This window comes from Lysinibacillus sp. OF-1 (assembly GCF_028356935.1).
Lineage (GTDB): Bacteria > Bacillota > Bacilli > Bacillales_A > Planococcaceae > Lysinibacillus > Lysinibacillus fusiformis_D.
In genome coordinates, this window is record NZ_CP102798.1 from 4,618,240 (window position 1) to 4,644,957 (window position 26,718).

The following is a 26,718-nucleotide window of genomic DNA, read 5'->3' on the forward strand; positions in this document are numbered from 1 at the left end:
GATGAATTAAAATAAAGCACGATGATCTTTGGACTTTCCAAGATCAGCGTGCTTTTAATTAGCTATTTATTCATTTGCCTCATGGCTAAATTGCCATTCAATACCGAATTTATCTGTCAACGAACCGTAACATTTACTCCAAAATGTTTCTTGTAACTCCATCGTTACTTTTCCTCCGTCTTTCAGCTTATCAAATGCTGCTCGCATTTGCTCTTCGTCATCGGAAACAACCGCTAATGTAACATTATTCCCAACGGAGAACGGTGAGCCTGGAAATGTATCTGAGAACATAATTCTACTACCAAATACAGAAAGTCTTGTATGCATCACAAGATCTTTCGCTTCCTCTGGTAGTGGGTAATCAGGATTTTGAGGTGAATCTCCAAACGTCATAATTTCAGCCTTGTCCGTATTAAAAGCATTTTCGTAAAACGCAACAGCCTCTCGACAATTTCCATTAAAGATCAAATACACTTCTACTGCCATTTCCAACACTCCCTTGTCATTTTTTGAAACAATTCTATTGTACATGGATTACAAAACATAGCACAAATTATAAATGGAATCATTCATCTACAAATAAATTTATTCCCCCTTATTTTTAAATTTTTCATTTATTTTCGTAAAAGCTTTGACATTTACTCAAAAATCATGTAAATTACCAAATGGCGAACAATTTAAAATAAATCTTTAAAAATATTCGTATTTTAGGAGTGTATATAATGGATAACGTATTTGACTATGAGGATATTCAACTAATTCCCGCAAAATGTATTGTAGAAAGTCGTTCAGAGTGTGATACTTCGGTTACTTTAGGTGGGCATACTTTTAAGCTTCCTGTAGTACCTGCAAATATGCAAACAATTATTGACGAAAATCTTGCTAAGAAACTTGCTGAAAACGGTTACTTTTATATTATGCACCGTTTCCAACCAGAAACTCGTATAAACTTCATTCAAGAAATGCAAGGAAAGGGCTTAATTGCCTCGATCAGTGTTGGTGTAAAAGAAGATGAATATGCGTTTATTGAAGAATTAGCAGCTGCTAATTTAGTACCTGAATTTATTACAATTGATATTGCACATGGTCATTCAAATGCTGTTATTCGTATGATTCAGCATATTAAAAAGCACTTACCAAACAGCTTTGTCATTGCTGGAAACGTTGGAACACCTGAAGCCGTACGTGAACTAGAAAATGCTGGCGCAGATGCTACAAAAGTAGGCATTGGACCAGGTAAAGTTTGTATTACTAAAATCAAAACAGGCTTTGGTACAGGTGGCTGGCAGCTAGCTGCACTACGTTGGTGTGCAAAGGCTGCTACAAAGCCAATTATTGCTGACGGTGGTATTCGTACACATGGCGATATCGCTAAATCTGTACGTTTCGGCGCTTCAATGGTGATGATTGGTTCTTTATTTGCTGGGCATGAAGAATCACCAGGTGAAACAATTGAGGTTGATGGTAAAACGGTGAAGGAATACTTCGGCTCTGCCTCTGAATTCCAAAAAGGCGAACGCAAAAATGTCGAAGGAAAGAAAATGTATGTTGAGCATAAAGGTAGCATCAAAGATACATTAATCGAGATGCAGCAAGACTTACAATCATCTATTTCTTATGCTGGTGGCACAAAACTAGAGGCTATTCGAAATGTTGATTATGTTATCGTAAAAAATTCTATCTTCAATGGAGATAAAGTATACTAATCCATAGTAACCCCGATAAAGAACTACTTGTTCTTTATTGGGGTTCTTTTATGAGACCTTCCCCATCAATTGTTCTATAAGCATCATGAATACATAGTATATTAAAATATGACATTTATTATCAGAATTTTCTATTTTATTAGAAAACTATATATTATAATATAACTATATTGGAGGAACGGAGGTTTTGTTTCATGAAATCAGTACGTAATAAACTTGTTAGTCTTGCCATTATAGTTATTCTAATATCAACAGTACTAGTTGGTACCGTCAATTATATCGTAGTGAAAGGTGAACTAGATCAAGTAGGTCGACAAAGTCTTAAAAATGGCACACTAGGCATTCTTGAATTAATTGCACAATTAGATGCTCAAGTTCAAAAGGGAAATATAACGTTAGAGGAAGCTCAGGAAAGTGCAAGAACACAAATTGTTGGTAAAAGAGTTGAAGACAATAAACGATCCATCGATAATCCTGTTAAATATGGGGATAATTTTTATTTCTATGCCTTTCAAGATAACGGCATGGTCGAAACGCATCCATCTCTTGAAGGGCAAAATATTGCTGATTTACAAACAGAGGATGGACGCTATTTTGTACGCGAAATGATTGAAGCAGCTAAGGGTGGTGGAGGATATGTCCGTTATGATTGGGCACTACCCTCCACCCCTGAAATCGTTGCACCTAAAATTACTTATGTAGAAATGGACGAACATTGGGGGTGGATTATTGCAGCTGGTACATACGAAATGGACTTCAATGCAGGCACTAAAAATGTTTTCTATTACACACTTGGTATGACAATCCTTGCAACGATTATTGGTGTGGCACTCTTCTGGTTCTTCTCTGGACGAATGACTACCTACATACGCAAAATCATGGTGATTACTTCAGATATTGCTAAAGGTAAGCTAACTGGCGATGACATACCTGTTACCACAAAAGATGAACTAGGTATACTGGCTAATAACGTGAATAATATGAAACATAGCTTATATGAAATGGTCAACAATACGAAGGATAGCGCCTCTCAAATGAGAGTTTCTTCAGAGATGCTTAGTGCTATTACAGAGGAAACAACCGCTTCTGCTGACGAAATTCATCAAGCAATCAATGACATCTCTAAAGGGGCTGTTGTGCAAGCAGAAGAAGCTGAGATGGCCATTAGTAAGGTTGAAACACTATCTTCACTTATTTCACTTGCTACAAATAAATATAGTGAGATCACTGAAAATATGAATATCATCAATTCATCACAAGAAAATGGTAGACAAAAAGTAGAAGGTTTACTGCAAAATTCAAGTGAATTCACACAGGTGATTGAGGAGTTAAGAACTAATTTCTCCAGTTTGACGAATCAAATGAAGGAGATTCATCAAGTGGTACAAACAATTACATCTATATCTGAACAAACAAACCTCTTGGCACTCAATGCTAGCATAGAGGCAGCGCGTGCTGGTGAACACGGTAAAGGTTTTGCCATTGTGGCAGAGGAAGTCCGGCATTTATCGGAGGATACAAACGAAGCTACTACGCGTGTCAGAAATCTATTACAGCGTATTGAGGTGGGTACTGCAAACTCTGATGCAAAGATGATACACACGCTCCAACTTTCACAAAATCAAGCCATATCGATTACTGAAGTAAAAGGAGCTTTTACATTCCTAGCAGACTCCATTCACGATATTACAAAGCATCTCGTTTCACTAGATGAGGGGATGAACGACATGGCGGAAAATCGCATAGTGGTGATGAATGCTATCAAAGAAATAGCCAGTGTAGCTACTCAATCTGCCGCAGCTACGGAACAAATTAATGCTTCCATAGACGAACAAAAGTCAGCAGTGAACTCGATTATGCACTCCTCTATGGAACTTCATACAGAGACAGAGCGCATGTACGACTTAGTAGAACGCTTTACATGACAAGAAAAAAGAATGCTACGGTTTAGGCGTAGCATTCTTCTTAACATTATAGTTTGTTAATTACTGCGTGGATTGTTTCCTTAAGCTCTGCATCATGATCAGCAAGTTCTACAAGGTTTCCTAGACGTTCACGTAATACAGGGCGCTCAATTACTAATTTTTCATCAAGTACTTGTACCAGTAGCTCGATAATAAGACGATCACGAACGTTTAACGCTTCTTCTAAACGTTCTGGTGTAATTTTCGCATCAGTTTTTGCAGCTTTTGCCATTTTAAAAACCCCTTTTATATTTTATATTCATGCACATCTATTTTAGCATACCACTAAATTATTTTGAAAACTTTCTTTCATGAAAATATACCAAAACTTTACAAAAAATAAAGACAAGATTTACGGCAAATTGTTATATTTATATCATAATAAGCCACTGCTCAGCCATATGATGATGTATTTAACAAACCTAATACTAACACTCGATTGGAGGAAATGTATGAATCAAAAAAATTTTACTTATTCGCAGCTCATTAAAGCTGTGCCGAAATCTCTACAGCTATTTCTCAACGTTTGCCTTGTGCTACTAGCTCTTATCCTATCATTTTTGCTTTTTAAGGAGCTAATCGAATTTCTTAAAATATTAATCTTCGCCAAGGAAGGTGGCGATTATAAATTATTCCTTGCCAATATTCTTATTTTCTTCTTATATTTTGAGTTCATCACAATGATTATTAAATATTTTAAAGAGGATTATCATTTTCCACTGCGCTACTTTATATATATAGGTATCACAGCGATGATTCGTTTAATTATTGTGGAGCATGATCACCCTCTAAACACTTTAATTTATTCATTGATTATCCTGATATTAATCATAAGCTATTTTATTATTAATATCACACCACTTGAAAGACCAACGCGATCTTCTATTTTTATAAAAAAGGAGCACTGACCGGTAGTAAGAGCTATTCCTATTCTAAAATGTCGAAATACATGTAGGCTTTTCAAACACATAGAAAAACTGCAATAAGTCTTATAAATATAGCTCTTGGATCGTTACTACACCCATCACCAGCGAAGAAAGCTCGGTCCAGAGCCAAAACCCATTTTCTTATAAAAATAAACGGAAACAAAACAACAAAATGAATGTTTTTTGCTAAAAAAATTTGAAAGAGATGTTAGATGAGTTCTTTAGCAACCTTCTCTTTTTATGTAATAAAACAACTGCAACAAGACCTACCCCACCAATTACTAGAAAACAGGTTCAATTGAAAGTCATGTAGTTGCATACCACCAATGAGTTTGTCATCTTCCCAAAGTCCATAATACTGAAAAAATTATCAAGCGATTTTTCAGCTGCTCTTTTGTCCCATTCTTCCTGGATAGTCTTTTACAACGATATTCAGAAAGTCTAAAACATCTTGTTCTTTTAATAACTTCTCTATTACTCTCATCATATCCCCTCCATTTTCAAAGTGTTGCATGTTGTTTGTGCATTTTTCATATTAATTTTTATATCCCACAAATAACCTATACACCGAAATAATGAACAATGAAAATGATTAAAGGAGGAAAATAAATGTCTTTAATTGATTCGTATATTCACGAAGTGTCTAAAAGGCTACATAAGAATAAGCGTGAAGACATAAAGCTTGAACTAAAAGCTACGATTGAGGATATGCTGCCTGAGTCCTATTCTGAATCCGATGTTAAGGATGTACTCCAAAAACTTGGAAGTCCTACCGAAGTTGCGGCAAGCTTTCAGGATACACCTCGTTTTTTAATTGGCCCAGAGATTTTTGATCAATATACAAGAACAATCAAGCTAGTTATGCCTTGGGCTATTTTCATTACGGTTATTATTCATGTAATCCAAAAAATTGTGCTCTATTCAGGTGAAGAAGCGCTTCTTTCAACCATTATTTCGGCATTTGCCATGATTATTGTGGCGATTATTGCTGTAATATTTCACGTATTGTTTTGGATTACCGTTGTTTTCATCATCATCGAGCGCTCTGGTTCTGAAAAGATTTATTTACCCTTTTTGAAAAACGCCAAGCAATGGTCTCCTGATGATTTAGTTAAAATGAAACCCATTCCCAAAGTTAAAGTCATTACTTTAAGTGATACGATTTTTAGCCTAGTTGGAATTCTAATATTTTCTTTTGTCTATTGGAATGCTTATCGTCTTTTAGGGATTTATACAACGAATGACAATGGTAGCTTGAAATTTGTTATGCCAATCTTTAATCAAAATGTTTTACAATCATTTGCTCCTATCGTCTTATTATGTATTGTTCTTAGTCTCGCATTAACCTTTATAAAATGGCGTGCTGGTCAGTGGACAATGCTCATCGCCATCACGAATGCACTACTTCAAAGTGTAGGAACGATCGTCTTTATTTTAATGGCGATACACCAAGATTTTATTCATAGTGCCTCGATTCCCTACATGGCTGCTATCCTAGAAACAACATCCGCTAAGGTTGCCTATACTATAGATAAAATCTTACTCGTCAGTATAATTATTGCTGTTTTAGCAAATGCATTTGATATTTATCAAGGATTTAAAAAAGCGAAAGTATAAAATCCCCCTCTTCAAATCGCTAAAATACCTTTATTCTCTGATGTTTTGTATAATGATAAAGTTGAAAGTATTTTATATACATGAATAATCTGCACAATTCAATCAGAGTAAGGGGAATTAACTATGACCATTCTTCTAGTAGATGACAATCAAGTCAATCTATTTGTCATTGAAAAAATACTAAAAAATGCAGGTTATGATAACTGTGTTTCTCTTTCATCTGCTTATGAGCTATTTGATTATTTACAATTAGATGCACCAAATCCAACAGGAAATTCTGTAGATTTAATATTGTTAGACATTATGATGCCGGAAGTAGATGGTATTGAGGCCTGCAAACGCATTAAGCAAAATGAAAGATTGAAAGATATTCAAATCATATTTGTCACAGCACTGGAAGATAAAAACAAACTAGCAGAAGCACTAGACATTGGTGGCGTAGATTATATTACAAAACCAATTAATAAAACGGAGCTGCTTGCAAGAATGCGTGTTGCCTTACGCTTAAAAGCTGAATTAGACTGGCACACCCAGCATGACAAGAAAATTCAATATGAACTAGATCTAGCCACTCATGTACAACGAAGCCTGCTCAGTCCACCATTAAACGAGAAGGATATCCGGATAGAAGTTTCTTATCTACCATCCTCTAATTTAGCAGGCGATATGTATTATTGGTACAAAATAGACGATCATCGCTATGCTATCATTTTATTGGATATGATGGGTCACGGTATATCTGCAGCGCTTGTTTGTATGTTTATCTCCTCTGTTTTAAGAGAGGCCGTTAAACAACTAAACGACCCAGAGCTTGTCATCAAAGAACTGAATCGTTATATGACTCTTTTACAAGATGGAAAAGATAATAATCTTTATTATTTTACAGCGATTTATTTCATCATTGATACAGAGCAAAAAACAGTCGAATACATAAACGCTGGTCACCCTCCTGGATACGCACTAATAGATGAAAAAACATGTATTCCATTAAATCAAGGTAGCTGTGCGGTCGGCTTTTTCGATGAAATGAAAGTTCAAAAGCAATGTATTCAATATGAACAAGATATTCAAATTGTGTTATTTACAGATGGTGTTTTAGAGGCAATGGGCCCCTGTGAAATCGAATCAGAAAAGCATTTGCAAACGCTAACATCCACTAAGTGGGATTATTCACAATGCCTCATTGACAACCTATTACCTAAAGATAAACAAGAAAACCAGCCTGATGATATGTGTGTATTAATGATTCAAGCTAGCACTACTTCCATATAAATAAAAAGCAGAGGCTATCACCTGAAGATAGCCTCTTACTCATTAATACATTTTTTGATAAATTCTTTCGTAGCCTACGATTTCTCGATATTTTGAAATAATCTCTTCAAACCGCAATGTTTCTTTATCCCCTAAGCATAAAAATCCTTTGTCACTTAGACTCTCATAAAACAAGTGGTGTACTTGGCTCTGTAGCTTAGGTGAAAAATAAATCAGGACATTTCTGCACAAGACAACATGAAACTCATTAAAGGAATGATCCGTTACTAAATTATGCTGAGCAAAAATAATATTTTTCAATAGTGTTGGATGGAAGTAAGCATATTGATAATCTGTTTGATAGTATTCTGAAAACGCATGGGCTCCTCCAGCAAGCATATAGTTTTTCGTATATGCCTGCATTTTATGAATAGGGAAAGCCCCTTTCTTCGCTTTTTCTAATACTTGCTCATTCATATCTGTTGCATAAATAATAGACCTCTCTATAAGCCCCTCTTCCTGAAGTAAAATAGCCATAGAATATACTTCCTCACCTGTCGCACACCCAGCATGCCAAATACGTATTTCTGGATACTCTCTTAAAATGGGGATTACTTTTTCACGAAAAGCTTTAAAAAAGCTAGGATTACGAAACATCTCGGTTACATTTATCGAAAAATCATTCAACATCTGCTCTAAAAATTCTTGATCATGAATGACCTTTTCTAGTACCCGGGAAATCGTTGGAATGTTATTGATCCCCATCCTATTATAAATTCTACGTGAAATGGATGAACGATTGTATTGACGAAAATCATAGCCTGATAAACGATAAATAGCCTCTAGTAATAAATCAATTTCTAAATTTGTTTGTTTATTTAATTGTATTTTTTGCTCCAAAGGCTGAAATTGCTCCATGTTCATTAACTCCCTTTAGAAACGAGCCAGACTCTTAAGACCGATAGTAATTGATCTAAATTTAATGGCTTGCTAATATAATCAGATGCGCCAGCCTGCAATGATTTATCACGGTCATTTTTCATAGCCTTTGCCGTCAATGCAATGATCGGTAAGTCTATTCGTTTCATTTGTTGTCGAATAATAGTCATCGCTTCATAGCCATCCATATTCGGCATCATTATATCCATTAGAACGAGATCGATGTCAGGATGAGCATGCATTACCTCTAAGCATTCAAGCCCATCTTTAGCAACTAGAATGCTCATACCTCTTTTTTCTAATGCCGTTTTTAATGCATAAATATTACGGTTATCATCATCTACTATTAAAATATTTTTCCCTTGGAAAACCTCTACCTCTTGTTGAAGGGCTCCCTCTATTTCCTTTGACTGCTCTGCAATTGGCTCCTCTACCAATGTAACGGCCACTTCGTTCATGGCAAGCTTTTGACAATGCTCCTCTTCGATTCCATTTGGTAAGCTTGGAATCGTTAACGTAAAGCTACTCCCCTGTCCTTCAGCACTTTGCAGCGTAATCCAGCCACCAAGCAATTTAGCAAACTCCTTACAAATAGAAAGACCAAGTCCAGTCCCACCATATTTTCGAACCGTAGCGCCATCGGCTTGCTGGAATGATTCAAAAATAAGCTGATGCTTGTCTTTTGGAATACCTATCCCCGTATCCGATACAGTAATTTCAAGCCAATCTGTACTTATATCCTGCATATTATTTGTTAACTGCTGTGGTGTAAGCTGATGAATAGCTAAATTTACCGAACCATGTTCCGTAAATTTAAAGGCATTGGATAATAAATTCTTTATGATTTGATGGAATCTCTTTTCATCTGTATAGAATACATCTACAACATGATCTGCCTTTGAAATATGGAATGCTAAATTCTTCTTCATCGCAACAGGTGCAAAGGTATGTTCAATTTGTACAGGTACTTCGCTCATGTTCACTTCATTAAAAATAATATCAAGCTTTCCTGCCTCGACTTTTGATAAATCTAAAATATCATTAATTAAAGCAAGTAAGTCCTCTCCAGAAGAATGAATGACTTGAGCATACTCTATTTCCTCGTCTGTTAGATTTTGTTGACTATTTTCTGCTAGCATCTCCGATAAAATTAATATGCTGTTTAAGGGTGTTCTTAATTCGTGTGACATGTTTGCTAAAAACTCGGATTTGTAGTTTGAATTCAAGATAAGCTGCTCGGCACTTTCTTCTAATTCCTTTTTCGCCTTTTCTAGCTCTCTTGATTTAGACTCTGCCTCTTTTGTACGTTCTTCAAGCTGCTCATTAATCATTGTCAGCTCTTCGGTCTGCATTTGTAATTCTTCTGATTGTGTCTGCAGCTCTTCTGATTGAACTTGTAACTCCTCAGTCATTGCTCTAGATTCATTCAATAGACGAACAATTTCCATGCGTCCTAAAACACTATTCACTGTTAGCCCAAAAGTTTCTGTGACCTGCTTTACTAATTCTTGCTGTAGCTTACTAAATTTAGTCATTGTCGCTATTTCTGCAACTGCTATCACTTCATTTTCAAAAATGACAGGAATCAATAAAATATTATGCGGTCTTACCTCGCCTAATCCTGTTCTGATTAAACGATAGTCTTTTGGAATATTATCGTAAAATAACATTCGTTTTTCTAATGCACATTGCCCAATTAATCCTTGTCCTATTTTAAAGCTTTCCATACCGACGCGATCATCTCCGTCAGCAAATGCAGCCTTTTTCACAAATTGTACTTGGTCCTCTGTTACTTCACGAACATAAAATGCACCAAGCGATGCCTCTGTTTTCTGCGCGATTTCTGACAGGAAGGTCTCAGCCAATTTTGTGATGGCTGAAACTCCTTGATATTTTGTCACAATTTCCGCAATATTGCTTTGTAGCCATTCTCTCTTTTCGACTGACTCTAGCAGTATATTCGTTGCATTAGCAAGATCATTCACTTCATCATTGGTATTCACATAGATTCTTCTTGTAAAATCACCTTTTGTAGCTGCGATTTCTTGTATGGTTTGTGTAACTTCTGTTATCGTTTTTACAATAGAACGTGAAATACCACTAGCTATGACAATTGCTATAATAGAAACTAAAATTAAAATCCCAAATAAACCACTAGTTAATTTATTATTTTGTTTATCTAATTGACTTGCCTTCGCCTGTGTATAAACATTTTCAGTTGAACGGAACGAATCAAATAACTTACGCATTTTCTCCAAATCTTGGCGCCCAGTATCTACTTTAAAAAACTCATTTAACGCTTCTATATTATTATCTTTTTTATATTGAATCGTTGGCTCTCCCGAAGTGGCAATCCAATGTTCAATCGTTTCCTCTATCTCTTTTAGTTTTTCCTGCTGTGATGGTTTATCTGTCATTCGCTGATAGAGATCATTAAAATCTATTTTCCAATTATCAGCTGCCTTATTATAAGGCTCAAGATAGCTTTGCTTGCCTGTAATAATGAAAGCTCGCTGACTCGATTCCATATCCAATATATATTTTTCAATTTCATTGGTTAGTGTTTGAACATTGGAATCGTACTTAATAATATAATTTCTTTCCTTTTGCAAAGAATTAATTTGATTATTTAATATGACAACGGCTGCAAGTAAGCAAAGAATGATTACGATATAACCTAATGTAATCTTAGAGCGTATACCCAATTTCAATCTATTTAACATTTGGTTTTCCTACCTTTACCTTTCTTTCACTCTATTTTATTACTAGTATACATGTAAAAATAACTGATTATCTCTTCTTTTGACATGAGCAACAAAGAAATTTTGCTGTTTCGTATTAATAAGTCTATGCATTTTTCATATACATTTTATATTGAGTCATTTCTAAATTAAGGAGAGAATACATGTGGACATAATCGTAAGACCAGGAGATTCACTTTGGCATTTCAGTGAAGTGTTTAAAATACCGCTTCAACTAATTTTAGATTCCAATGAAAATATAAATCCCCAATTTTTAAGAGTTGGACAACGCATTCGTATTCCTGGTTTTGTGACCATCGACTATCAATTGAAACAAGGGGACTCTTTTTGGCAAATTGCACAGAGTCAAAACCTCCCCCTAGTCGCCCTATTACTCGTTAATCCAGGTCTCAATCCAAATCGCTTACAAATTGGTCAGATGATTCGTATACCACAACGTATTACGTGGCGTTTAGTTGATGGTAAGCAAAATTATACGTATACCCGTATGATGAATGATCTTAATAAACTAATTGATGCTTATCCTTTTCTTCACAATTCAACTATTGGTAGTTCCGTTTTAGGGAAAGGTCTACCTGAGTTGTTGATTGGCAATGGAGCTAAACGTGTTCACTATAACGGCTCCTTCCATGCAAATGAATGGATTACTACACCTATTATTCTAACATTTTTAAACGACTATTTGCTCGCCCTCACCAACCAAAGTAGCATTCGTGGCATCTCTCCATTCTCTCTTTACCAGCAAACCTCTCTTTCTATCGTACCCATGGTGAATCCTGATGGAGTGGATTTAGTAATACAAGGTCCCCCAAATGATACAACATTAAGAAATCAACTAATTACATGGAATAATGATAGCTCTGATTTTTCTGGCTGGAAAGCAAACATCCATGGCATCGATTTAAATGATCAATTTCCTGCACAATGGGAGTTAGAAAGTGCCCGTAACCCTAAGACACCAGGGCCTAGAGATTATGGTGGTGACAGACCTTTATCTGAACCTGAAGCTATTGCGATGGCTGACTTGACTAAACTACGTGATTTTTCAAGAGTACTAGCCTTTCATACACAGGGGCGTGTTATTTATTGGGGCTTTGAAAATCTTGAGCCTCCAGAATCAGAGGTACTTGTGAATGAATTTAGTAGAGTCAGCGGCTATGAACCCATTCAATCTGCAGGAAGCTATGCAGGCTATAAAGATTGGTTCATTCAAGATTGGCGTAGACCTGGCTTTACCGTTGAGCTAGGAAGCGGTACGAATCCTTTGCCAATCAGTCAGTTTGACGAAATTTATGAGGAAGCCCTCGGAATTTTTCTTGCAGCATTATATATGTAAAAGTATTGTTTGAGCTCCATTCGCTATGAAATTGTCCTTTGCGGCATTTCAGTGAATGGAGTTTTTTCATGAAGAGGAATTGGACATAATTGCCAAAAAGGAAAAATAAATTACTTTGACAGGTAGAGTAATGTTTGCTACTATTACTCTGACAGATAGAGCAATAAAATAAAGTAGGTGACTTATGGTTCGCAGTGATATTATCCGAGGACATTTGGATTCGATTATTTTACGGCTAATTTCAGAAAAAGATCGTTATGGCTATGAAATTTCTCAGGAAATAAGTCTCCGTACAAACAATCGATTTCAAATCAAGGAAGCAACTTTGTATGCCGTTTTTCAACGTCTCGAGAAAAAGGAAATTATTGAAGCCTATTATGGCGATGTTTCACATGGAGGCAAAAGAAAGTATTACCGTATTACCTCATTAGGTAAAGCCTATTTAAATGAGTTAGTGAAAGAATGGTCAGAAGTAAAGGAAATAATCGATTTATTTATGGAGGGCTTTGAATGAAAAGAATAAAAAACCATATTGATGAGCTTTTTAAGGATATTCCTCGTAATAACGAGACTGAAATGGTCAAACAAGAAATCATTGAAAATCTTGAAGAAAAAGTATTTTACTTGATGGATCAAGGAAAGGAACAAGAAGATGCCATCAATAAGGCGATTGTAGAATTCGGAGATATTGAAGATTTGAAAAAGGAATTGGGTGTTAAGGAGCCTGCTAAGAAAAACATGGCAAAACTAAATTTAGAGTTTTCCATCTGGGGGAGTGGCTTAATCATTGCATTTTTTATCTTTATTAATCTTTATTACACTCCACATACAGTTTGGGCCATCTATCCAATCTTCGCAATACTTTGGTGGCCTTTATCAATGTACTTTGTATGGTCACGTAAGAAATGGGGTGAATGAACATGAGGAACTTTATTAACTTTTCTTTAGCCGGGAGCCTGATGACCATGATTTTTTTAGGGATCGTCAATTACACGACATCACCGCAAACAATGTGGTTTATATATCCTTGCCTGCTGCTCTTGCTATGGCCAATTACGCTATTTTTTATGTCTAATAAAATGTATAAACAATACTCTATCGTTTGTAGTGCAATGATTATCGCATTTCTTATCGTTGAAAATTATTTATATGCACCAAATCATTTATGGTTTATCTATGCTATTTATCCAATTATCTGGTGGCCGCTTCTTATGTACTTAGGTGAAAAAGCAAAAACTTTAAAAACAGCACTCATCGGCTGTGCTTCCACAATTATTTATTATGCATTCCTGAATATCATGCTGTCTCCTCAATATCCTTGGGCGATTTATCCCGCGTTTTTAATTATGTGGTGGCCTCTAGCTTTATATCATGCTCAACGGAAAACGTTTGTAGCATTCTCCGTGACAGCTTCATTGCTAATTAGTATCTTTTTCATTATTGTTAACGTCGTTTCTTCACCTACGGTTATATGGGCGATCTACCCTATTTTTGTTACGCTATGGTGGCCGCTAAGTATGTATTTTTATGTGTATAAAAGAAAAATGTATCAAGCTACCTTTACGAAACGCATGTAAAGAAGGGATTCTATGAAAGCTATTAAAAAATTCGTCAAATATCTTGTCGTTATCATGAGCTCCTTACTTTTACTAGCACTTCTATTCCCAACATGGACATCATCTATAAAGGGAACTAATAGCATTAGTACATTAGAGCAGGTAGCAATTAACGACAGTGACCATGAAATTATGATACGTGGGCAAAACAAAGATAATCCTGTGATCATCTTTGTCCACGGTGGACCTGGCTGTTCTGAAATCCCCTATGCCAAAAAATATCAAGATTTGTTGGAAACCGAATTTACCGTGGTCCATTACGATCAACGGGCTAGCGGGAAATCCTATCATTTTTTCGAGGACTATTCTAATCTTTCATCTGACCTGCTTGTGGAGGATTTATTAGCACTGACTGATTATATAGCTAATCGCCTAGACAAAGAAAAAATCATCTTAATCGGTCATTCCTATGGTACATATATTGCCACACAAGCAGCTGCTAAAGCTCCTGAAAAATATGAAGCCTACATTGGTATTGGTCAAATGAGTAATACCATTGAAAGTGAAATGGATAGTTTACAGTACACCATCCTACAGGCTCAACTCAAAGGGAACACAGAAGATGTTGTATATTTACAAAGGTTAACGGAAGACATAAATAAGGGTAAGACATTTACACCCCGCCATTACGTAAATAAATATGGAGGAGCCACAAGAAACATTGATAACCCTGACGGCAATATGTTAGGAATGCTATTCAGTGCAGAATATAATTTATTGGATATGATCCGCTACAACAAAGGCCTATCATTATCTCAAGAAGCATTATTAAAAGAGGTCATGCAACATCCATTACCTACTAAAGTTAATAGACTAGACCTCCCCTTCTATTTTGTAATGGGTGACTACGACTATCAAACATCATCGAATACCGCTAAAAAATACTTCGACCAAATAGATGCCGAGAAAAAAGAATTTATAGCATACGAAAACTCTGCACACTACCCACAGTTCGAAGAAAAAGATAGATTTTTTGAATGGATGCGTGTGACTTTTAAACAATAAATTTTTTTAGAGCTATTCTATGCTTGGAAAGATTTATTTAATTGCTATATAATTTAATTATTAAATATTTTAATGGACGTGATTATATGGCAGATAATCTACACAATGTAGAAATCATTATGAAAGAAATGCTGGACATTCAGCAAAAATCAAAAATGTTTGTGGAACTTTTAACTAAAGGGGAAGCATTGTCGCAAAACCAATTGATTTTACTTCTGCAACTAAAAATAAATAATGGAATGAAGGCAACAGAAATCGCTGACTTCTTTAGTGTAACACCTGGAGCTGTAACTTCCATGTGCGATAAGCTGGAAAAGCTAGAGCTGATTCAACGAATTAGAGAAAATAATGATCGTCGTGTTGTCAAAATGGCTTTAACCAATAATGGTGATCAGAAGGTCCAAGAAATTTTCTTAAAGTTTTCTCAGGATAAACTGGCAGACATGGCTAATATCTTACGTGAAGTAAATCAATTAATGAATAATATCTTTTAGGATTTCAACAAATTGAAATCCTTTTTTTATTGCTCAAATTTTAGGGAATTCTTTTGTTCTTGACAAAAGGGAGATGCATATAATTTAATTAATATATATTTTAATAATTAAAATATATATTAATTAAATTAAAATGAGGTGATTTTTTATGTTTCAAAAACTTCGTACACTAACACTAACGAATGGCCGCATTAAACATCTGGATACTGGGTATGAGCAATTAAATATTCGAGGAGCTGTAGCTTTACATCAAGAAGTACACTTAAAAAAGGTGTCCACTCATGGTCATAGCTCCTTTTATTGCTCTGTTACTGCCCAGGTATTTAACAGTTCAGGCTCATGCACATTAAAGGATTATTGTGAGATCGAAGAACTAACAAACGCTGGAAACATTCAAATACGTAATGGATGTGTCCACAAGATCAATAGTTCTGGGAAATTCATAATTGAGGAGAAATTACAGAGCAGACGGTTCGACGCTATTGGTGTAGTAAAAGCTGAAGAAATAGTGGCTAATCATTTTCAGTTGAAATTATCGGGGGAAAGTGAAATTAGCAAGCTACTAGCGGACAGTGTAGTGATAGAAAAAGATCGAGTGACACTTCTTCCATTATTTAAGAAAAGGTTAAGTTGCCATACAATCAAAGGAAAACAACTGCAACTATCGTATACAGATGCACACATTGTTGACGGCGAAGTAGTTAGAGTGGGAGAAAACTGTCTAATTGAGACGCTTTACTATACAGATGATTATACGATTGCTTCAAACGCAAAGGTATACCACATTATACGGAGGGAAAAAGAATGACATTCCTAAAAATGCTACAAGCCTTTTTTTGCTCATTAGCCCTAGTTGTCTTATCCGTTCTTTACATTGGCTTACTTGTAAGTGCTGTTCTATCTATACTCGCTGGCATGTTACGAACATTCGGACTAGATCAAATTAAAATGAGCATCTGGTATGATGTAGACCTCCCAATTCTATTCAGCATCCCCCTAGCACTGCTAGTAGCTGTACTACTATTCCTTTGTGCCACCTATATCAAACGCTCTATGGTATTTTGTTTATCAAAGCTTCGAATTTAGATAACATGATTAAACAATCTTCCATTTTCGTTAATCTAGTGTATTCAGGCACAATTGGAACTCCGAGGATTGACAATAAAAGTAATGAATTAATATTTGTTACTAGTTTTAGAAAAAGGCGTATTCTTAATGGAATATGCCTTTTTACATTTTTAATAGAAGACATAGTAAATAGAGAAAAATAGCAAAACTTGTAAGTAGTAACTTAGGAGATGCAATCCAGCGAAAACAGCACCAATGGGCAAAATCACAAATATGATACTGACAACCACAAGATGAACCTATATAAAAGCCATACATCGTATTTTCTTGATTAGGTACAATTGGGAATATGACATTCATTATAAAAATGAAAAGAGATACTCCAAAATCGTTTATTTTGCCCTCACCTGTTAAATATAAATAATGAACAGTATGATAATACATGTGAAAATTATCTTTCCTGTCCTATCCCCATTCAGAAAGTAACCATGGACGCAATATTACTAAAGTTCCCCTTCAAGAAATTGGATAAGATAGAACTCAGGCTTAGCTAGGAACTCTGTGAAATTGCATAAATCTGCATATTCCTCATGCTCCACATCATAGCATCCAACTTGTCCCTCACCTTCCGGGTTCCAAACTACTTGTAAATCAGAATAATTGTCGACATTGGCTGAAAGAAGAAGCAGCTTTTGTTGACCAAACTTCATCTCAATTGTATCCGTTAGGTTAAAAAAATCGATATAGTGAATATCATAATCATTTGGTGCAAGTTTGAGATGCAATTGATCACCTGTCAGAAAATCAAGCAATTCCTTTGGTAATTTATATTTTTGTAACGCACACCTTTTATTCTCTATCGAATGAAGCTCTATAGGTTCGAGTGCTTTTAAATAATTGGCAAGCTCCTTATTTTTCATACCTAGTGCAATAGTATAAGGGCGTTGCCCATCTTTCTCCGTTAAAGTGATACTTGCACCTCGTTCAATTAAATATTTCACCATAGTGATATTGCCCATTCGTGTTGCAACTGTTAATGGTGTTGCTCCATAGGGATAGACCATGTCAGGCTTTTGGTAATTAATATCTACTCCTTGTTCAAGTAAATAATTGACTGTTTTCTTATCAAAATCAGATACAGCTTGTCGTAATACTGCCCCTCCATACTCTTTCACATCAAGTCCGAGTTCATGAATAAGCGGGATATTTCTTTTATTTCCATAGTATGCCTGTAAATAAGCTCCAGAGCCAACTTGATTATGTCCATCTAGTTTTGCGCCTTGTTCAACAAGGTAACGCACTATTTCCTCCTTACAATAACGAACAGCTCGTAAAAAAGCTGGATTCTTTTTAACATTTAAATTTACGTTATACGCAACTAATAGTTTTACTACATCAAATTGCTGTGCAATTAATGCTAAATCCAATGGGCTTAATGATGTATGCTTACTTAAATGGATTTCCTCTTCAATATTCCAGCCTTTATCCTTGGCTTCTTGCAACGCAGTTAAATCTCCAGCATAGATATGCATTGCAAGCTCCGGGATTTCCCTAAATGTTCCAATGTCTTGTAGCTTAATCATCTTTAGATTGGCCTCCTTCATACATTTATAAAGAGTATAGAAAACAACTACTTACAAAACAACAGGAAATAGGACTACAGTTTAATCAATAACAACTGATATTTATATTCATTTTCAAGGTTCATTTATTAAAAAAGCAACTAGGTTAGACATTTCCCAGGAAAAGATATTTGCAAAATAAAAGGAGCCCTCAATCCTGAATAGATTGAGGGCCTGTCTTAAACGCTTATATGAATTGCCTTTATTTTAAACAAAGAGCTTTATCTGTTGTTGCATTAATTTCTTTTAGAAGCTCTGGGTTTTCTGCTAATGATAAACCATAAGATGGAATCATTTCTTTAATTTTTGTTTCCCACTCTTTAATATGTTGAGGGAAACATTTATTAAGAACTTCAAGCATAACATGCACAGCCGTAGACGCACCTGGTGAAGCTCCAAGTAAAGCTGCAATCGATCCATCAGCAGCACTTACAACTTCTGTACCAAATTGGAGTGTTCCTTTGCCGCCAGCTTCTGTATCTTTAATAACTTGTACACGTTGACCAGCTACGATAATATCCCAGTCATCGCTCTTCGCATTTGGAATGAAATCACGTAACTCTTCCATACGTTGTTCTTTTGAAAGCATAAGCTGTTGGATTAAATATTTTGTTAATCCCATCTCTTTCACGCCTGCCGCTAATAATGTTGTAATATTATGCGGTTTTACAGAAGCAAATAAATCCATATTGGAACCCGTTTTTAAAAACTTAGGTGAGAAACCTGCGAATGGTCCAAATAGTAATGATTTCTTATTATCAATATAACGTGTATCAAGATGCGGAACTGACATTGGTGGAGCACCAACTTTTGCTTTTCCGTAAACTTTTGCATGATGTTGTTCAGCCACTTCTGGATTATTACATGCTAAGAATAGACCGCTAATTGGGAACCCACCAATATGTTTCCCTTCAGGAATACCTGATTTTTGTAATAATTCTAGGCTTCCTCCACCAGCTCCAAGGAAGACAAATTTTGCTGAATGATATTCCATTTTACAGCCGTCTAAATCATGCACACGTACTTCCCATGAACCATCACTAGCTTGTTTTAAACTTTCAACACTATGGTTGTAGTTAACATCCACATCTTTGGATTTTAAGTGGTCAATTAACATACGTGTTAAAGCACCAAAGTTAACATCCGTACCCGTGTCAATTTTTGTTGCAGCAATGTCTTCACCCGCTGGACGATTCTCCATAATAAGTGGAATCCATTTTTTTAGTGTTTCAGGGTCATTAGAAAATTCCATTCCTTCAAATAAAGGATTTTTTATCATCGTTTCATGACGTTTCTTTAGAAACTCAACATTTTCTTTCCCTTGTACTAAACTCATATGTGGTAAAGGCATAATGAAGTCTTGTGGATTATTGATCAGCTTATTGTTTACAAGATACGACCAAAATTGTCTTGAAACTTGGAACTGTTCATTAACATTAATCGCTTTTTTGATATCGATTGATCCGTCTTTTTTCTCTGAAGTGTAGTTCAGCTCACATAATGCAGCATGTCCAGTTCCCGCATTGTTCAATTCGTGAGAACTTTCTTCGCCTGCTTTCTCAAGCTTTTCAAACACTGTAATTTTCCAATCTGGTGCTAATTCTTTGAGCAATGTTCCCAAAGTTGCACTCATGATTCCGGCACCAATTAAGATAACATCTGATTTAATTTGTCTGTTACTCATTTTTACCTTCCTTATATGTTAAGATTTGCAGAAAGGATGTTAGCACTCCCGCTTTAGAAGTACTGTAAGCCATGGAGCAACCTTGGAGCACACCATTTCTGTATCAATTATTACCTTATTGCAGTTTATCACAATTAGTTCAAGAATAAAATATCAACTATTTATATGAGAGTTATCAGCTTTTTTCGAGCCTTTCCATTCATAACTCAAGCAAAAAAACCACTTTTTATTCTAGTTAAAACTTGGTTTTTTTAAGCTTTATGGAATAATCGCCCTAAAAATGATTGACATTTTCATAAAAAATAGATTCTTTTTATTATTATATCTCTATAATAACATAGCGATAGGCAGCCCGTCTTGTTTTTGAACTAGCTCCCTATTCTTCAAGATACACTGTCGATTGGGCTTTCAATATGCCAACCATCACTATGAAAACCACTCATTTGCAGTAACACATAATCGACTAATGCTTCATATAATGTCATCATCTGTTGTGCATTGTCCTCCTGCATTGCATGGACAAACATGTTTTTAAAAGCCACATCTAGAAATGCTAGCTTACTATATTTTTGAAAATAGATTGGATCTTCAAGATAGGGCATAGATTTGACAAGAAGGAACTATTTTTACATTCAAAAACTGACAGTACTCCATAAACAAATTTGCTAATTCGTTATGATAGGTAAAGTTAAAGTCTTTTCTCTCTTGCTCATAACAGTCCTTTAAATTATCCAGTGCATTCCATACTCCATATTTTTTTATTTCTATTACTGTTTTATTCATTACTTTATATTTTTTTGAGCCACTCTTCTGCTTCAAATTTTTAGTTTTTTTATTATTCTAGTATAATTAAATACTATTCTACTTGTTTTAAATTGCAACATCGACATGGTTCTCCGTCTATTAAAATCTCTTGGTAATACTTTCGAATTTGAGCTGGTGGATTCGCAAAGTATTCAATTAAAAAGCCATTCACTACTCGATTGCTTCTTTCTTTTCACTCCACATGATCTGCCAAAATAATATGTATATCGATATCAGAGCGTTTTGAGGGTTACCCTGTAACATAACTCCCACAAACTAGTGCTCCTACGACATCCCCTCGATCTTTCCAATCTTTCAAGAATGTTTCAAGTGCTAATGTCCATTTGTCCATTGATCATGGACTTCCTTTTTACTATGTCATTTTTTATTCTACACTATTCAAACAACAGAAAATCCATTATGATGTTTTCTGTTTTAATTTAATTGGTTACATGTAGGATAAAGATCATCCTAATGAAAAAACCGCACTCTTTTAGGTACGGTTCTCAACATGCTAAAATAAATCAGCTAAAAATGTTTGTATTGATGTAGGTAATAGCTGAAAGAATAATCCCTCATATTTAATATCGAGTACACCAGCAATAACAATGACAGCAAAAATTAAAAACAGAAAGATTTTCTTATTTTTAGAAATCCACTTCAATAGATTCCACTCCTCTAGCTTTATAGTAAACATTTTCAGTATAGATGGGTTCATAAAAAATAGTAATCCCTAGTTACTGCCTGTCACCTAAATTTCCTATACTACATACATTAAAATGATACGGTACAATTTAGAATTATGTAAGAAGGGAATGACTATGGTCAATTTTAAATCTTTTCGTGGTGTCGTCACACAAATCAGTGATTTTCCAGTAGGGCAAAACGGGGATAAGGAAGGTTGTTATAAAATGATGACCTTAGAAGATGGAGCTGGCGGGGTCGTCAACTTTGTTATTTCTCCTTCTACTTATTTTGTTCATCATGAAATCGTTACGACAGGGGAATGGGTCACAGGCTATTATGATGGGGATGCACCTGTACCAATGATTTATCCACCCCAATATCGTGCTTTAATTATTGTTAAAGATAGCAACTATCAAAATGTAAAGGTAGATTTTTTTAATCATCAATTGCTAAGTAGTGATGGCCTATTGCAATTAAACCTTTCTCCTACTACTGTTATCTCGCTTAAAAATGGGCAGCCCTTTTCTAAAAGCCCTGCCAATCGAAACCTCATTGTCTTTTATGGACCTACCACTCGGAGCATTCCTGCCCAAACCACACCATACGAAATCATTGTTTGGTGTTAACCTCATCATTGAAATAAGCAACGGCTTAAACCTCATTACGAGAATTTAAGCCGCTTTCCTCTGTGATTACCTATTCATATCATCTTTCATTTCATGTAATTGCTGTTTAATCTGCTCTAGGCTTTCTTTATTTTGCTGCACAATATCTAAATGTTCACCATATTGCTCTGCATTGAAACGTGCATTTTCGGCATGCTTTATTTGATTGAAAGCATGCTCTAACGCTATTTCCTCTGGATGTAATTTAGCATGCTTCAACAAACGATCTGCCTTTAGCACTGAGTTACTAAACAATGTACTAGGATGATCTTGCTTCCAACTTGTATCGGAATGTTTAGCCAATGTATACATCTTCCCTTCTTAAAAAATTTCATTGTTCTAGATGTAGTATTATGAATTGATTCGAAAATATGTATGGTAAATAATCCTCCCAACACAATATTTCCCAGGCGATATTTAAAGAACTAAGGCATCCGCTGCCTTAGTTCTTTTCCCAATGTCATGAATAGTTGTCAAATATCAATTAGTGCCATGCAGTCCGTTCACTGACAGGTTGCTTGATGCCTGTTTTCCCTTGTGTTTCAGCAAAATTATTGACCTGTGCTGAAGACGCATCAAGCTCAAATTCAGCTCCAAACTCTTCCTGATGGAGTTTTTGACGCTGTTTATTTGATTTGTTTGCACTACTCGTTCCAGTTGCTTTTGCATTGTTACGATTTGTTTTCATATTTGACATAACCATCCTCCATCGAGTATTTGAAAAGCTCTAACATCGACTAAATGTTTTATGAACTTTTCATTCTCAAGTTTGTCCATAGAGCAAGAAAACAATGTGCATTAAATTTTTTATTTAGCTAAGTATAGTGTTGAGGCTTTTTTCCATTTCTAATTGTTAGTAAGTCGCTTGCAATCTTATTTTCTTTCTGACTATAATACTTGTATACAAGTATACTCAAAATCAAAAAGGGTGATTTTATGAGCCAATCTAAGGACTATTTATACCCACAAAAATGGCTTTCTAAAGCTTCAACAGGCGATCGTGTAGCCTATGAACTTAGAATGCGCATTATTTCAGGCTTAATTGAAAGCGGTACCATTCTTTCTGAAAACAAACTAGCAGCTGATTTTGAAGTAAGTCGTTCACCTATTCGTGAAGCCTTAAGAATACTAGCGTCTGAAAATATCATTCGATTAGAGAAAATGGGCGCTGTTGTCATTGGTTTATCAGAAAAAGAAATTGAAGAAATTTATGATGTTCGTCTGTTGATTGAAACATTCGTGTTTGAACGTCTCATAAAAATGGATACAACTAGCTTAGCAATAGAGCTGAGCAAAACATTAGAAATGATGAAGGTTGCCATTAAATATAACGATGCCGACGAATTTTCTTATCAGGATGTTATGTTCCACGAGGCAATTATTCGTTCCATCGATCATTCTTATATGACGATGATTTGGAATAATTTAAAGCCAGTAATGGAAGGCCTTATTTTGTTATCTATGCGCATGCGCTTCCAAGAAAAATATGAGGATTTCACTCGTATTGTGAAAAACCATGAGCTGTATATTGATGCGATCAGAGCAAAAGATCGAGAGCTCATGATTAAATCCTTACATGAAAATTTTGATGATGTTCAAGGCAAGGTAGAAGATCTATGGCGGTCACAGCAAATGCTATCTAAAGGGGTTGAGCCACAAAATGACTAACTATATGTTAGGTGTTGATATAGGGACTACTAGCACCAAAGCCGTATTATTTAGTGAACAAGGCAAGGTTATTCAACAAGAGAATATTGGGTATCCATTATATACACCTGATATTTCAACAGCTGAGCAAAATCCAGAAGAGATTTTTCAAGCTGTGCTGCAAGCCATTACCCACATTATGAAAGTCCATTCTGACAAATCATTATTATTTGTTTCCTTTAGTAGTGCTATGCATAGTGTTATTGCTGTAGACAAGGATGATCAACCCTTAACACCTGTTATCACTTGGGCGGATAATCGTAGTGAGGCATGGGCACATAAAATTAAAGATGAATGGAATGGACATGAGGTTTATAAAAGAACTGGTACACCTATTCATCCAATGTCTCCATTAAGCAAAATTACTTGGCTTGTAAACGAGCATCCTGAAATCGCTCAAAAAACAAAGAAATACATTGGCATTAAAGAATATATTTTTAAGAAGTTTTTCGATCAATACGTTGTGGATTATTCTTTAGCTTCGTGTATGGGTATGATGAATCTCCATACATTAGATTGGGACGAAGAAGCTTTAGCCATAGCAGGTATTACGAAAGCACAATTATCGACTCTTGTACCTACAACGCAATCGTTTTCTAACTGTAATGTCCGTTTAGCTAAACAAATTGGTATTGATCCTCAAACACCGTTTATCATTGGTGCAAGTGATGGCGTACTGTCCAATTTAGGTGTTAACGCAATTAGAGAAGGTGAAATTGCTGTCACAATTGGGACAAGTGGTGCTATCCGTACTATTATCGATAAGCCCAAAACAGATGTGAAAGGTAGAATTTTCTGTTATGCCTTAACAGAAAATCATTGGGTTATCGGCGGACCCGTAAACAATGGTGGTATGGTATTACGCTGGATTCGTGATGAGTTTGCTTCTTCTGAGATCGAAACAGCCAAAAGACTAGGTATTGATCCATATGAAGTGTTAACAAAAATTGCAGAACGTGTAAGACCTGGTGCTGATGGACTGCTATTCCATCCTTATTTATCAGGTGAACGTGCACCTTTATGGAATCCAGATGTACGTGGTTCATTTTTCGGTTTAACAATGTCACATAAAAAAGAACATATGATACGAGCCGCTCTCGAAGGGGTTATCTACAATTTATATACGGTCTATTTAGCATTACTCGAGTGTATGGAAAGCCCTGTCACACGTATCCAAGCAACAGGTGGTTTTTCACGCTCTGAGATTTGGAGACAAATGATGGCTGATATTTTTGAATCGGAAGTAGTAGTACCTGAAAGCTATGAAAGTTCCTGTCTCGGTGCTTGTATTTTAGGCTTATATGCGATTGGAAAAATTGATTCCTTTGATGTTGTCGCTGATATGGTTGGTGACACTTATAAACATACCCCAATCGAAGAGGCGGCCAAAGAATATAGACAATTGCTCCCCATTTTCATTCGTTTATCTAGAGTGTTAGCAGATGATTATGCGTCAATTGCTCATTATCAAAGGAGCTTAATTAAGCCCGACTAAAGAGGAGGAGAATACATGCCATTAGTTATTGTAGGTATTGGTATTATTGCGCTATTAATTTTAATCATGGGCTTTAAATTAAATACATTTATCTCATTAATCATTGTTTCATTTGGTGTGGCATTGGCTCTCGACATGCCTTTAGATGTCATCGTGAAAACGATTGAAGCAGGATTAGGTGGTACGCTAGGTCACTTAGCATTAATATTTGGACTTGGAGCTATGCTTGGCAAGTTAATTGCGGATTCAGGCGGTGCCCAGCGCATTGCCATGACCCTTGTAAACAAATTCGGTGAAAAGAACATCCAATGGGCCGTTGTAGCCGCATCCTTTATTATCGGTATCGCTCTTTTCTTTGAAGTAGGGCTTGTGCTATTAATCCCTATTGTCTTCGCCATTTCAAGACAATTAAAAGTTTCTATTTTATATTTAGGAATTCCTATGACAGCAGCCTTATCCGTCACACATGGATTTTTGCCACCACATCCAGGACCAACCGTCATCGCTGGTGAATTCGGGGCAAATATTGGTGAGGTCTTGCTTTATGGCTTTATCATCGCCATTCCAACCGTTATTTTAGCAGGGCCATTATTTACAAAGTTGGCGAAAAGATTAGTGCCTGAATCATTCAACAAAACTGGGAATATTGCTTCTTTAGGTGAACAAAAAACATTTGAATTAGAGGATACCCCTAGCTTTGGCATAAGTGTCTTCACTGCACTATTACCTGTGATTTTAATGTCCCTTGCCACTATTATTACACTGCTACAAAAAACAATGGGCTTTGAAGATAATGGCCTCTTAGCAGGTATCCGCTTCATCGGTGAAGCTGGTACGTCCATGCTAATCTCCTTATTAGTAGCTGTTTATACAATGGGAATAGCCAGAAAAATTCCGATTAAGCAGGTAATGGAATCCTGTACAACAGCCATTTCACATATCGGTATGATGCTTTTAATCATTGGGGGCGGTGGCGCCTTTAAACAGGTATTAATCGATGGGGGTGTTGGGGATTACGTTGCCGAGCTATTCCATGGAACTACCTTATCACCGATTTTACTGGCGTGGATAATTGCCGCTATTTTACGTATTTCATTGGGGTCTGCTACAGTGGCTGCTTTAACAACAGCAGGGCTAGTCATTCCAATGTTAGGTCAAAGTGACGTGAATCTCGCTTTGGTTGTGCTGGCAACGGGTGCAGGAAGCTTAATTGCTTCACATGTCAATGATGCTGGTTTCTGGATGTTTAAAGAATATTTTGGGTTAAGCATGAAGGAAACGTTTGCTACATGGACGTTGCTAGAAACAATTGTATCTGTAGCTGGTTTAGGATTTATTTTATTACTTAGTTTATTCGTTTAAGAAATGTA

At 35.8% G+C, this 26,718-nt stretch carries 27 protein-coding genes; 17 read left to right on the plus strand and 10 right to left on the minus strand.

The features are described 5' to 3' along the window. Positions 1-66: 66 nt before the first annotated feature. The gene (locus NV349_RS22715; protein ID WP_036119456.1) at positions 67-486 is read right to left on the minus strand and encodes a VOC family protein; all 420 of its coding nucleotides are present in this window, start codon (positions 484-486) and stop codon (positions 67-69) included. Positions 487-722: 236 nt separating this feature from the next. Here NV349_RS22715 and guaC point away from each other — a divergent pair, with 236 nt between their 5' ends. Both guaC and NV349_RS22725 read left to right on the plus strand, forming a co-directional pair. Next, positions 723-1,706, plus strand: a complete 984-nt coding sequence (gene guaC, locus NV349_RS22720; protein WP_036119459.1) for a GMP reductase — start codon at positions 723-725, stop codon at positions 1,704-1,706. A gap of 194 nt (positions 1,707-1,900) precedes the next feature. Next, positions 1,901-3,631 carry a methyl-accepting chemotaxis protein gene (locus NV349_RS22725; protein ID WP_271911921.1) on the plus strand — a complete coding sequence of 577 codons (1,731 nt, stop codon included), beginning with the start codon at positions 1,901-1,903 and terminating at the stop codon, positions 3,629-3,631. Between the two features lie 46 nt (positions 3,632-3,677). On the opposite strand, the gene NV349_RS22730 is transcribed toward NV349_RS22725, so the two are convergent. Next, a complete protein-coding gene (locus NV349_RS22730) occupies positions 3,678-3,902 on the minus strand; it encodes a hypothetical protein (protein ID WP_036119465.1) in 225 nt (74 codons plus the stop codon). Positions 3,903-4,122: 220 nt separating this feature from the next. Here NV349_RS22730 and psiE point away from each other — a divergent pair, with 220 nt between their 5' ends. The 3 genes from psiE (at position 4,123) to NV349_RS22745 (ending at position 7,485) form a co-directional block, all read left to right on the plus strand. Then, the gene (gene psiE / locus NV349_RS22735) at positions 4,123-4,578 is read left to right on the plus strand and encodes a phosphate-starvation-inducible protein PsiE (protein WP_036119468.1); all 456 of its coding nucleotides are present in this window, start codon (positions 4,123-4,125) and stop codon (positions 4,576-4,578) included. Positions 4,579-5,205: 627 nt separating this feature from the next. After that, positions 5,206-6,213, plus strand: a complete 1,008-nt coding sequence (locus NV349_RS22740; RefSeq protein WP_271911923.1) for an HAAS signaling domain-containing protein — start codon at positions 5,206-5,208, stop codon at positions 6,211-6,213. A 123-nt stretch (positions 6,214-6,336) separates the two neighbouring features. Next, the gene (locus NV349_RS22745; RefSeq protein WP_271911924.1) at positions 6,337-7,485 is read left to right on the plus strand and encodes a fused response regulator/phosphatase; all 1,149 of its coding nucleotides are present in this window, start codon (positions 6,337-6,339) and stop codon (positions 7,483-7,485) included. Between the two features lie 42 nt (positions 7,486-7,527). Here the strand turns inward: NV349_RS22745 and NV349_RS22750 are convergent, their stop codons facing one another. Together NV349_RS22750 and NV349_RS22755 are read right to left on the minus strand one after the other, a co-directional pair. After that, complete coding sequence (locus NV349_RS22750; protein WP_058844099.1) at positions 7,528-8,382, minus strand: CheR family methyltransferase; 855 nt, start codon at positions 8,380-8,382, stop codon at positions 7,528-7,530. Positions 8,383-8,387: 5 nt separating this feature from the next. Beyond that, entirely contained in the window at positions 8,388-11,126 is a 2,739-nt protein-coding gene (locus NV349_RS22755; RefSeq protein ID WP_271911926.1) for an ATP-binding protein, read from the minus strand. Between the two features lie 184 nt (positions 11,127-11,310). Between NV349_RS22755 and NV349_RS22760 the strand changes: the two genes are divergently transcribed. The 8 genes from NV349_RS22760 to NV349_RS22795 all read left to right on the plus strand — a co-directional run bounded on the left by NV349_RS22760 (position 11,311) and on the right by NV349_RS22795 (position 16,702). Continuing rightward, positions 11,311-12,501: a M14 family metallopeptidase gene (locus tag NV349_RS22760; protein ID WP_036119487.1), complete on the plus strand. Its 1,191-nt coding sequence runs from the start codon at positions 11,311-11,313 to the stop codon at positions 12,499-12,501. Positions 12,502-12,685: 184 nt separating this feature from the next. Next, on the plus strand, positions 12,686-13,015 hold the full coding sequence (locus NV349_RS22765) for a PadR family transcriptional regulator (RefSeq protein WP_036119488.1): 330 nt from the start codon (positions 12,686-12,688) through the stop codon (positions 13,013-13,015). Further along, positions 13,012-13,419, plus strand: a complete 408-nt coding sequence (locus NV349_RS22770) for a permease prefix domain 1-containing protein (RefSeq protein ID WP_036119491.1) — start codon at positions 13,012-13,014, stop codon at positions 13,417-13,419. Before NV349_RS22765 ends, NV349_RS22770 begins: the two co-directional genes overlap by 4 nt. A 47-nt stretch (positions 13,420-13,466) precedes the next feature. After that, positions 13,467-14,078, plus strand: a complete 612-nt coding sequence (locus NV349_RS22775; RefSeq protein ID WP_230593766.1) for a hypothetical protein — start codon at positions 13,467-13,469, stop codon at positions 14,076-14,078. A 12-nt stretch (positions 14,079-14,090) separates the two neighbouring features. Continuing rightward, positions 14,091-15,122 carry an alpha/beta fold hydrolase gene (locus NV349_RS22780; protein WP_271911928.1) on the plus strand — a complete coding sequence of 344 codons (1,032 nt, stop codon included), beginning with the start codon at positions 14,091-14,093 and terminating at the stop codon, positions 15,120-15,122. Positions 15,123-15,208: 86 nt separating this feature from the next. Next, complete coding sequence (locus NV349_RS22785) at positions 15,209-15,616, plus strand: MarR family transcriptional regulator (RefSeq protein ID WP_036119500.1); 408 nt, start codon at positions 15,209-15,211, stop codon at positions 15,614-15,616. 148 nt (positions 15,617-15,764) lie between these two features. Continuing rightward, the gene (locus NV349_RS22790) at positions 15,765-16,424 is read left to right on the plus strand and encodes a hypothetical protein (protein WP_271911929.1); all 660 of its coding nucleotides are present in this window, start codon (positions 15,765-15,767) and stop codon (positions 16,422-16,424) included. Continuing rightward, positions 16,421-16,702, plus strand: coding sequence for a hypothetical protein (locus NV349_RS22795; protein ID WP_036127135.1), 282 nt, complete (start codon positions 16,421-16,423; stop codon positions 16,700-16,702). The genes NV349_RS22790 and NV349_RS22795 overlap by 4 nt, the downstream gene beginning before the upstream one ends. A 485-nt stretch (positions 16,703-17,187) precedes the next feature. Here NV349_RS22795 and NV349_RS22800 read toward each other — a convergent pair whose 3' ends face one another. From NV349_RS22800 to NV349_RS22815, 4 genes are all read right to left on the minus strand, one after another. Continuing rightward, positions 17,188-18,267, minus strand: a complete 1,080-nt coding sequence (locus tag NV349_RS22800) for an ankyrin repeat domain-containing protein (RefSeq protein ID WP_101966862.1) — start codon at positions 18,265-18,267, stop codon at positions 17,188-17,190. A gap of 241 nt (positions 18,268-18,508) precedes the next feature. Beyond that, positions 18,509-19,990, minus strand: a complete 1,482-nt coding sequence (locus NV349_RS22805) for a malate:quinone oxidoreductase (protein WP_036127138.1) — start codon at positions 19,988-19,990, stop codon at positions 18,509-18,511. A 383-nt stretch (positions 19,991-20,373) separates the two neighbouring features. Then, on the minus strand, positions 20,374-20,517 hold the full coding sequence (locus NV349_RS22810) for a hypothetical protein (RefSeq protein WP_271911930.1): 144 nt from the start codon (positions 20,515-20,517) through the stop codon (positions 20,374-20,376). A gap of 791 nt (positions 20,518-21,308) precedes the next feature. Next, on the minus strand, positions 21,309-21,458 hold the full coding sequence (locus tag NV349_RS22815) for a hypothetical protein (RefSeq protein ID WP_230593948.1): 150 nt from the start codon (positions 21,456-21,458) through the stop codon (positions 21,309-21,311). Between the two features lie 157 nt (positions 21,459-21,615). Between NV349_RS22815 and NV349_RS22820 the strand changes: the two genes are divergently transcribed. Then, positions 21,616-22,107, plus strand: coding sequence for a hypothetical protein (locus NV349_RS22820; protein WP_036127141.1), 492 nt, complete (start codon positions 21,616-21,618; stop codon positions 22,105-22,107). Between the two features lie 66 nt (positions 22,108-22,173). On the opposite strand, the gene NV349_RS22825 is transcribed toward NV349_RS22820, so the two are convergent. Together NV349_RS22825 and NV349_RS22830 are read right to left on the minus strand one after the other, a co-directional pair. Beyond that, positions 22,174-22,449 carry a hypothetical protein gene (locus tag NV349_RS22825; protein ID WP_036127166.1) on the minus strand — a complete coding sequence of 92 codons (276 nt, stop codon included), beginning with the start codon at positions 22,447-22,449 and terminating at the stop codon, positions 22,174-22,176. A 181-nt stretch (positions 22,450-22,630) separates the two neighbouring features. After that, the gene (locus NV349_RS22830) at positions 22,631-22,843 is read right to left on the minus strand and encodes a hypothetical protein (protein WP_058844097.1); all 213 of its coding nucleotides are present in this window, start codon (positions 22,841-22,843) and stop codon (positions 22,631-22,633) included. A 239-nt stretch (positions 22,844-23,082) separates the two neighbouring features. Between NV349_RS22830 and NV349_RS22835 the strand changes: the two genes are divergently transcribed. The 3 genes from NV349_RS22835 to NV349_RS22845 are packed head-to-tail and all read left to right on the plus strand — an operon-like array spanning position 23,083 to position 26,710. Further along, positions 23,083-23,814, plus strand: a complete 732-nt coding sequence (locus tag NV349_RS22835) for a GntR family transcriptional regulator (RefSeq protein ID WP_036127145.1) — start codon at positions 23,083-23,085, stop codon at positions 23,812-23,814. After that, positions 23,807-25,348 carry a gluconokinase gene (gene gntK, locus NV349_RS22840; protein ID WP_101966861.1) on the plus strand — a complete coding sequence of 514 codons (1,542 nt, stop codon included), beginning with the start codon at positions 23,807-23,809 and terminating at the stop codon, positions 25,346-25,348. Before NV349_RS22835 ends, gntK begins: the two co-directional genes overlap by 8 nt. Before the next feature lie 15 nt (positions 25,349-25,363). Next, entirely contained in the window at positions 25,364-26,710 is a 1,347-nt protein-coding gene (locus NV349_RS22845; protein ID WP_036127149.1) for a GntP family permease, read from the plus strand. Positions 26,711-26,718: the final 8 nt, after the last annotated feature.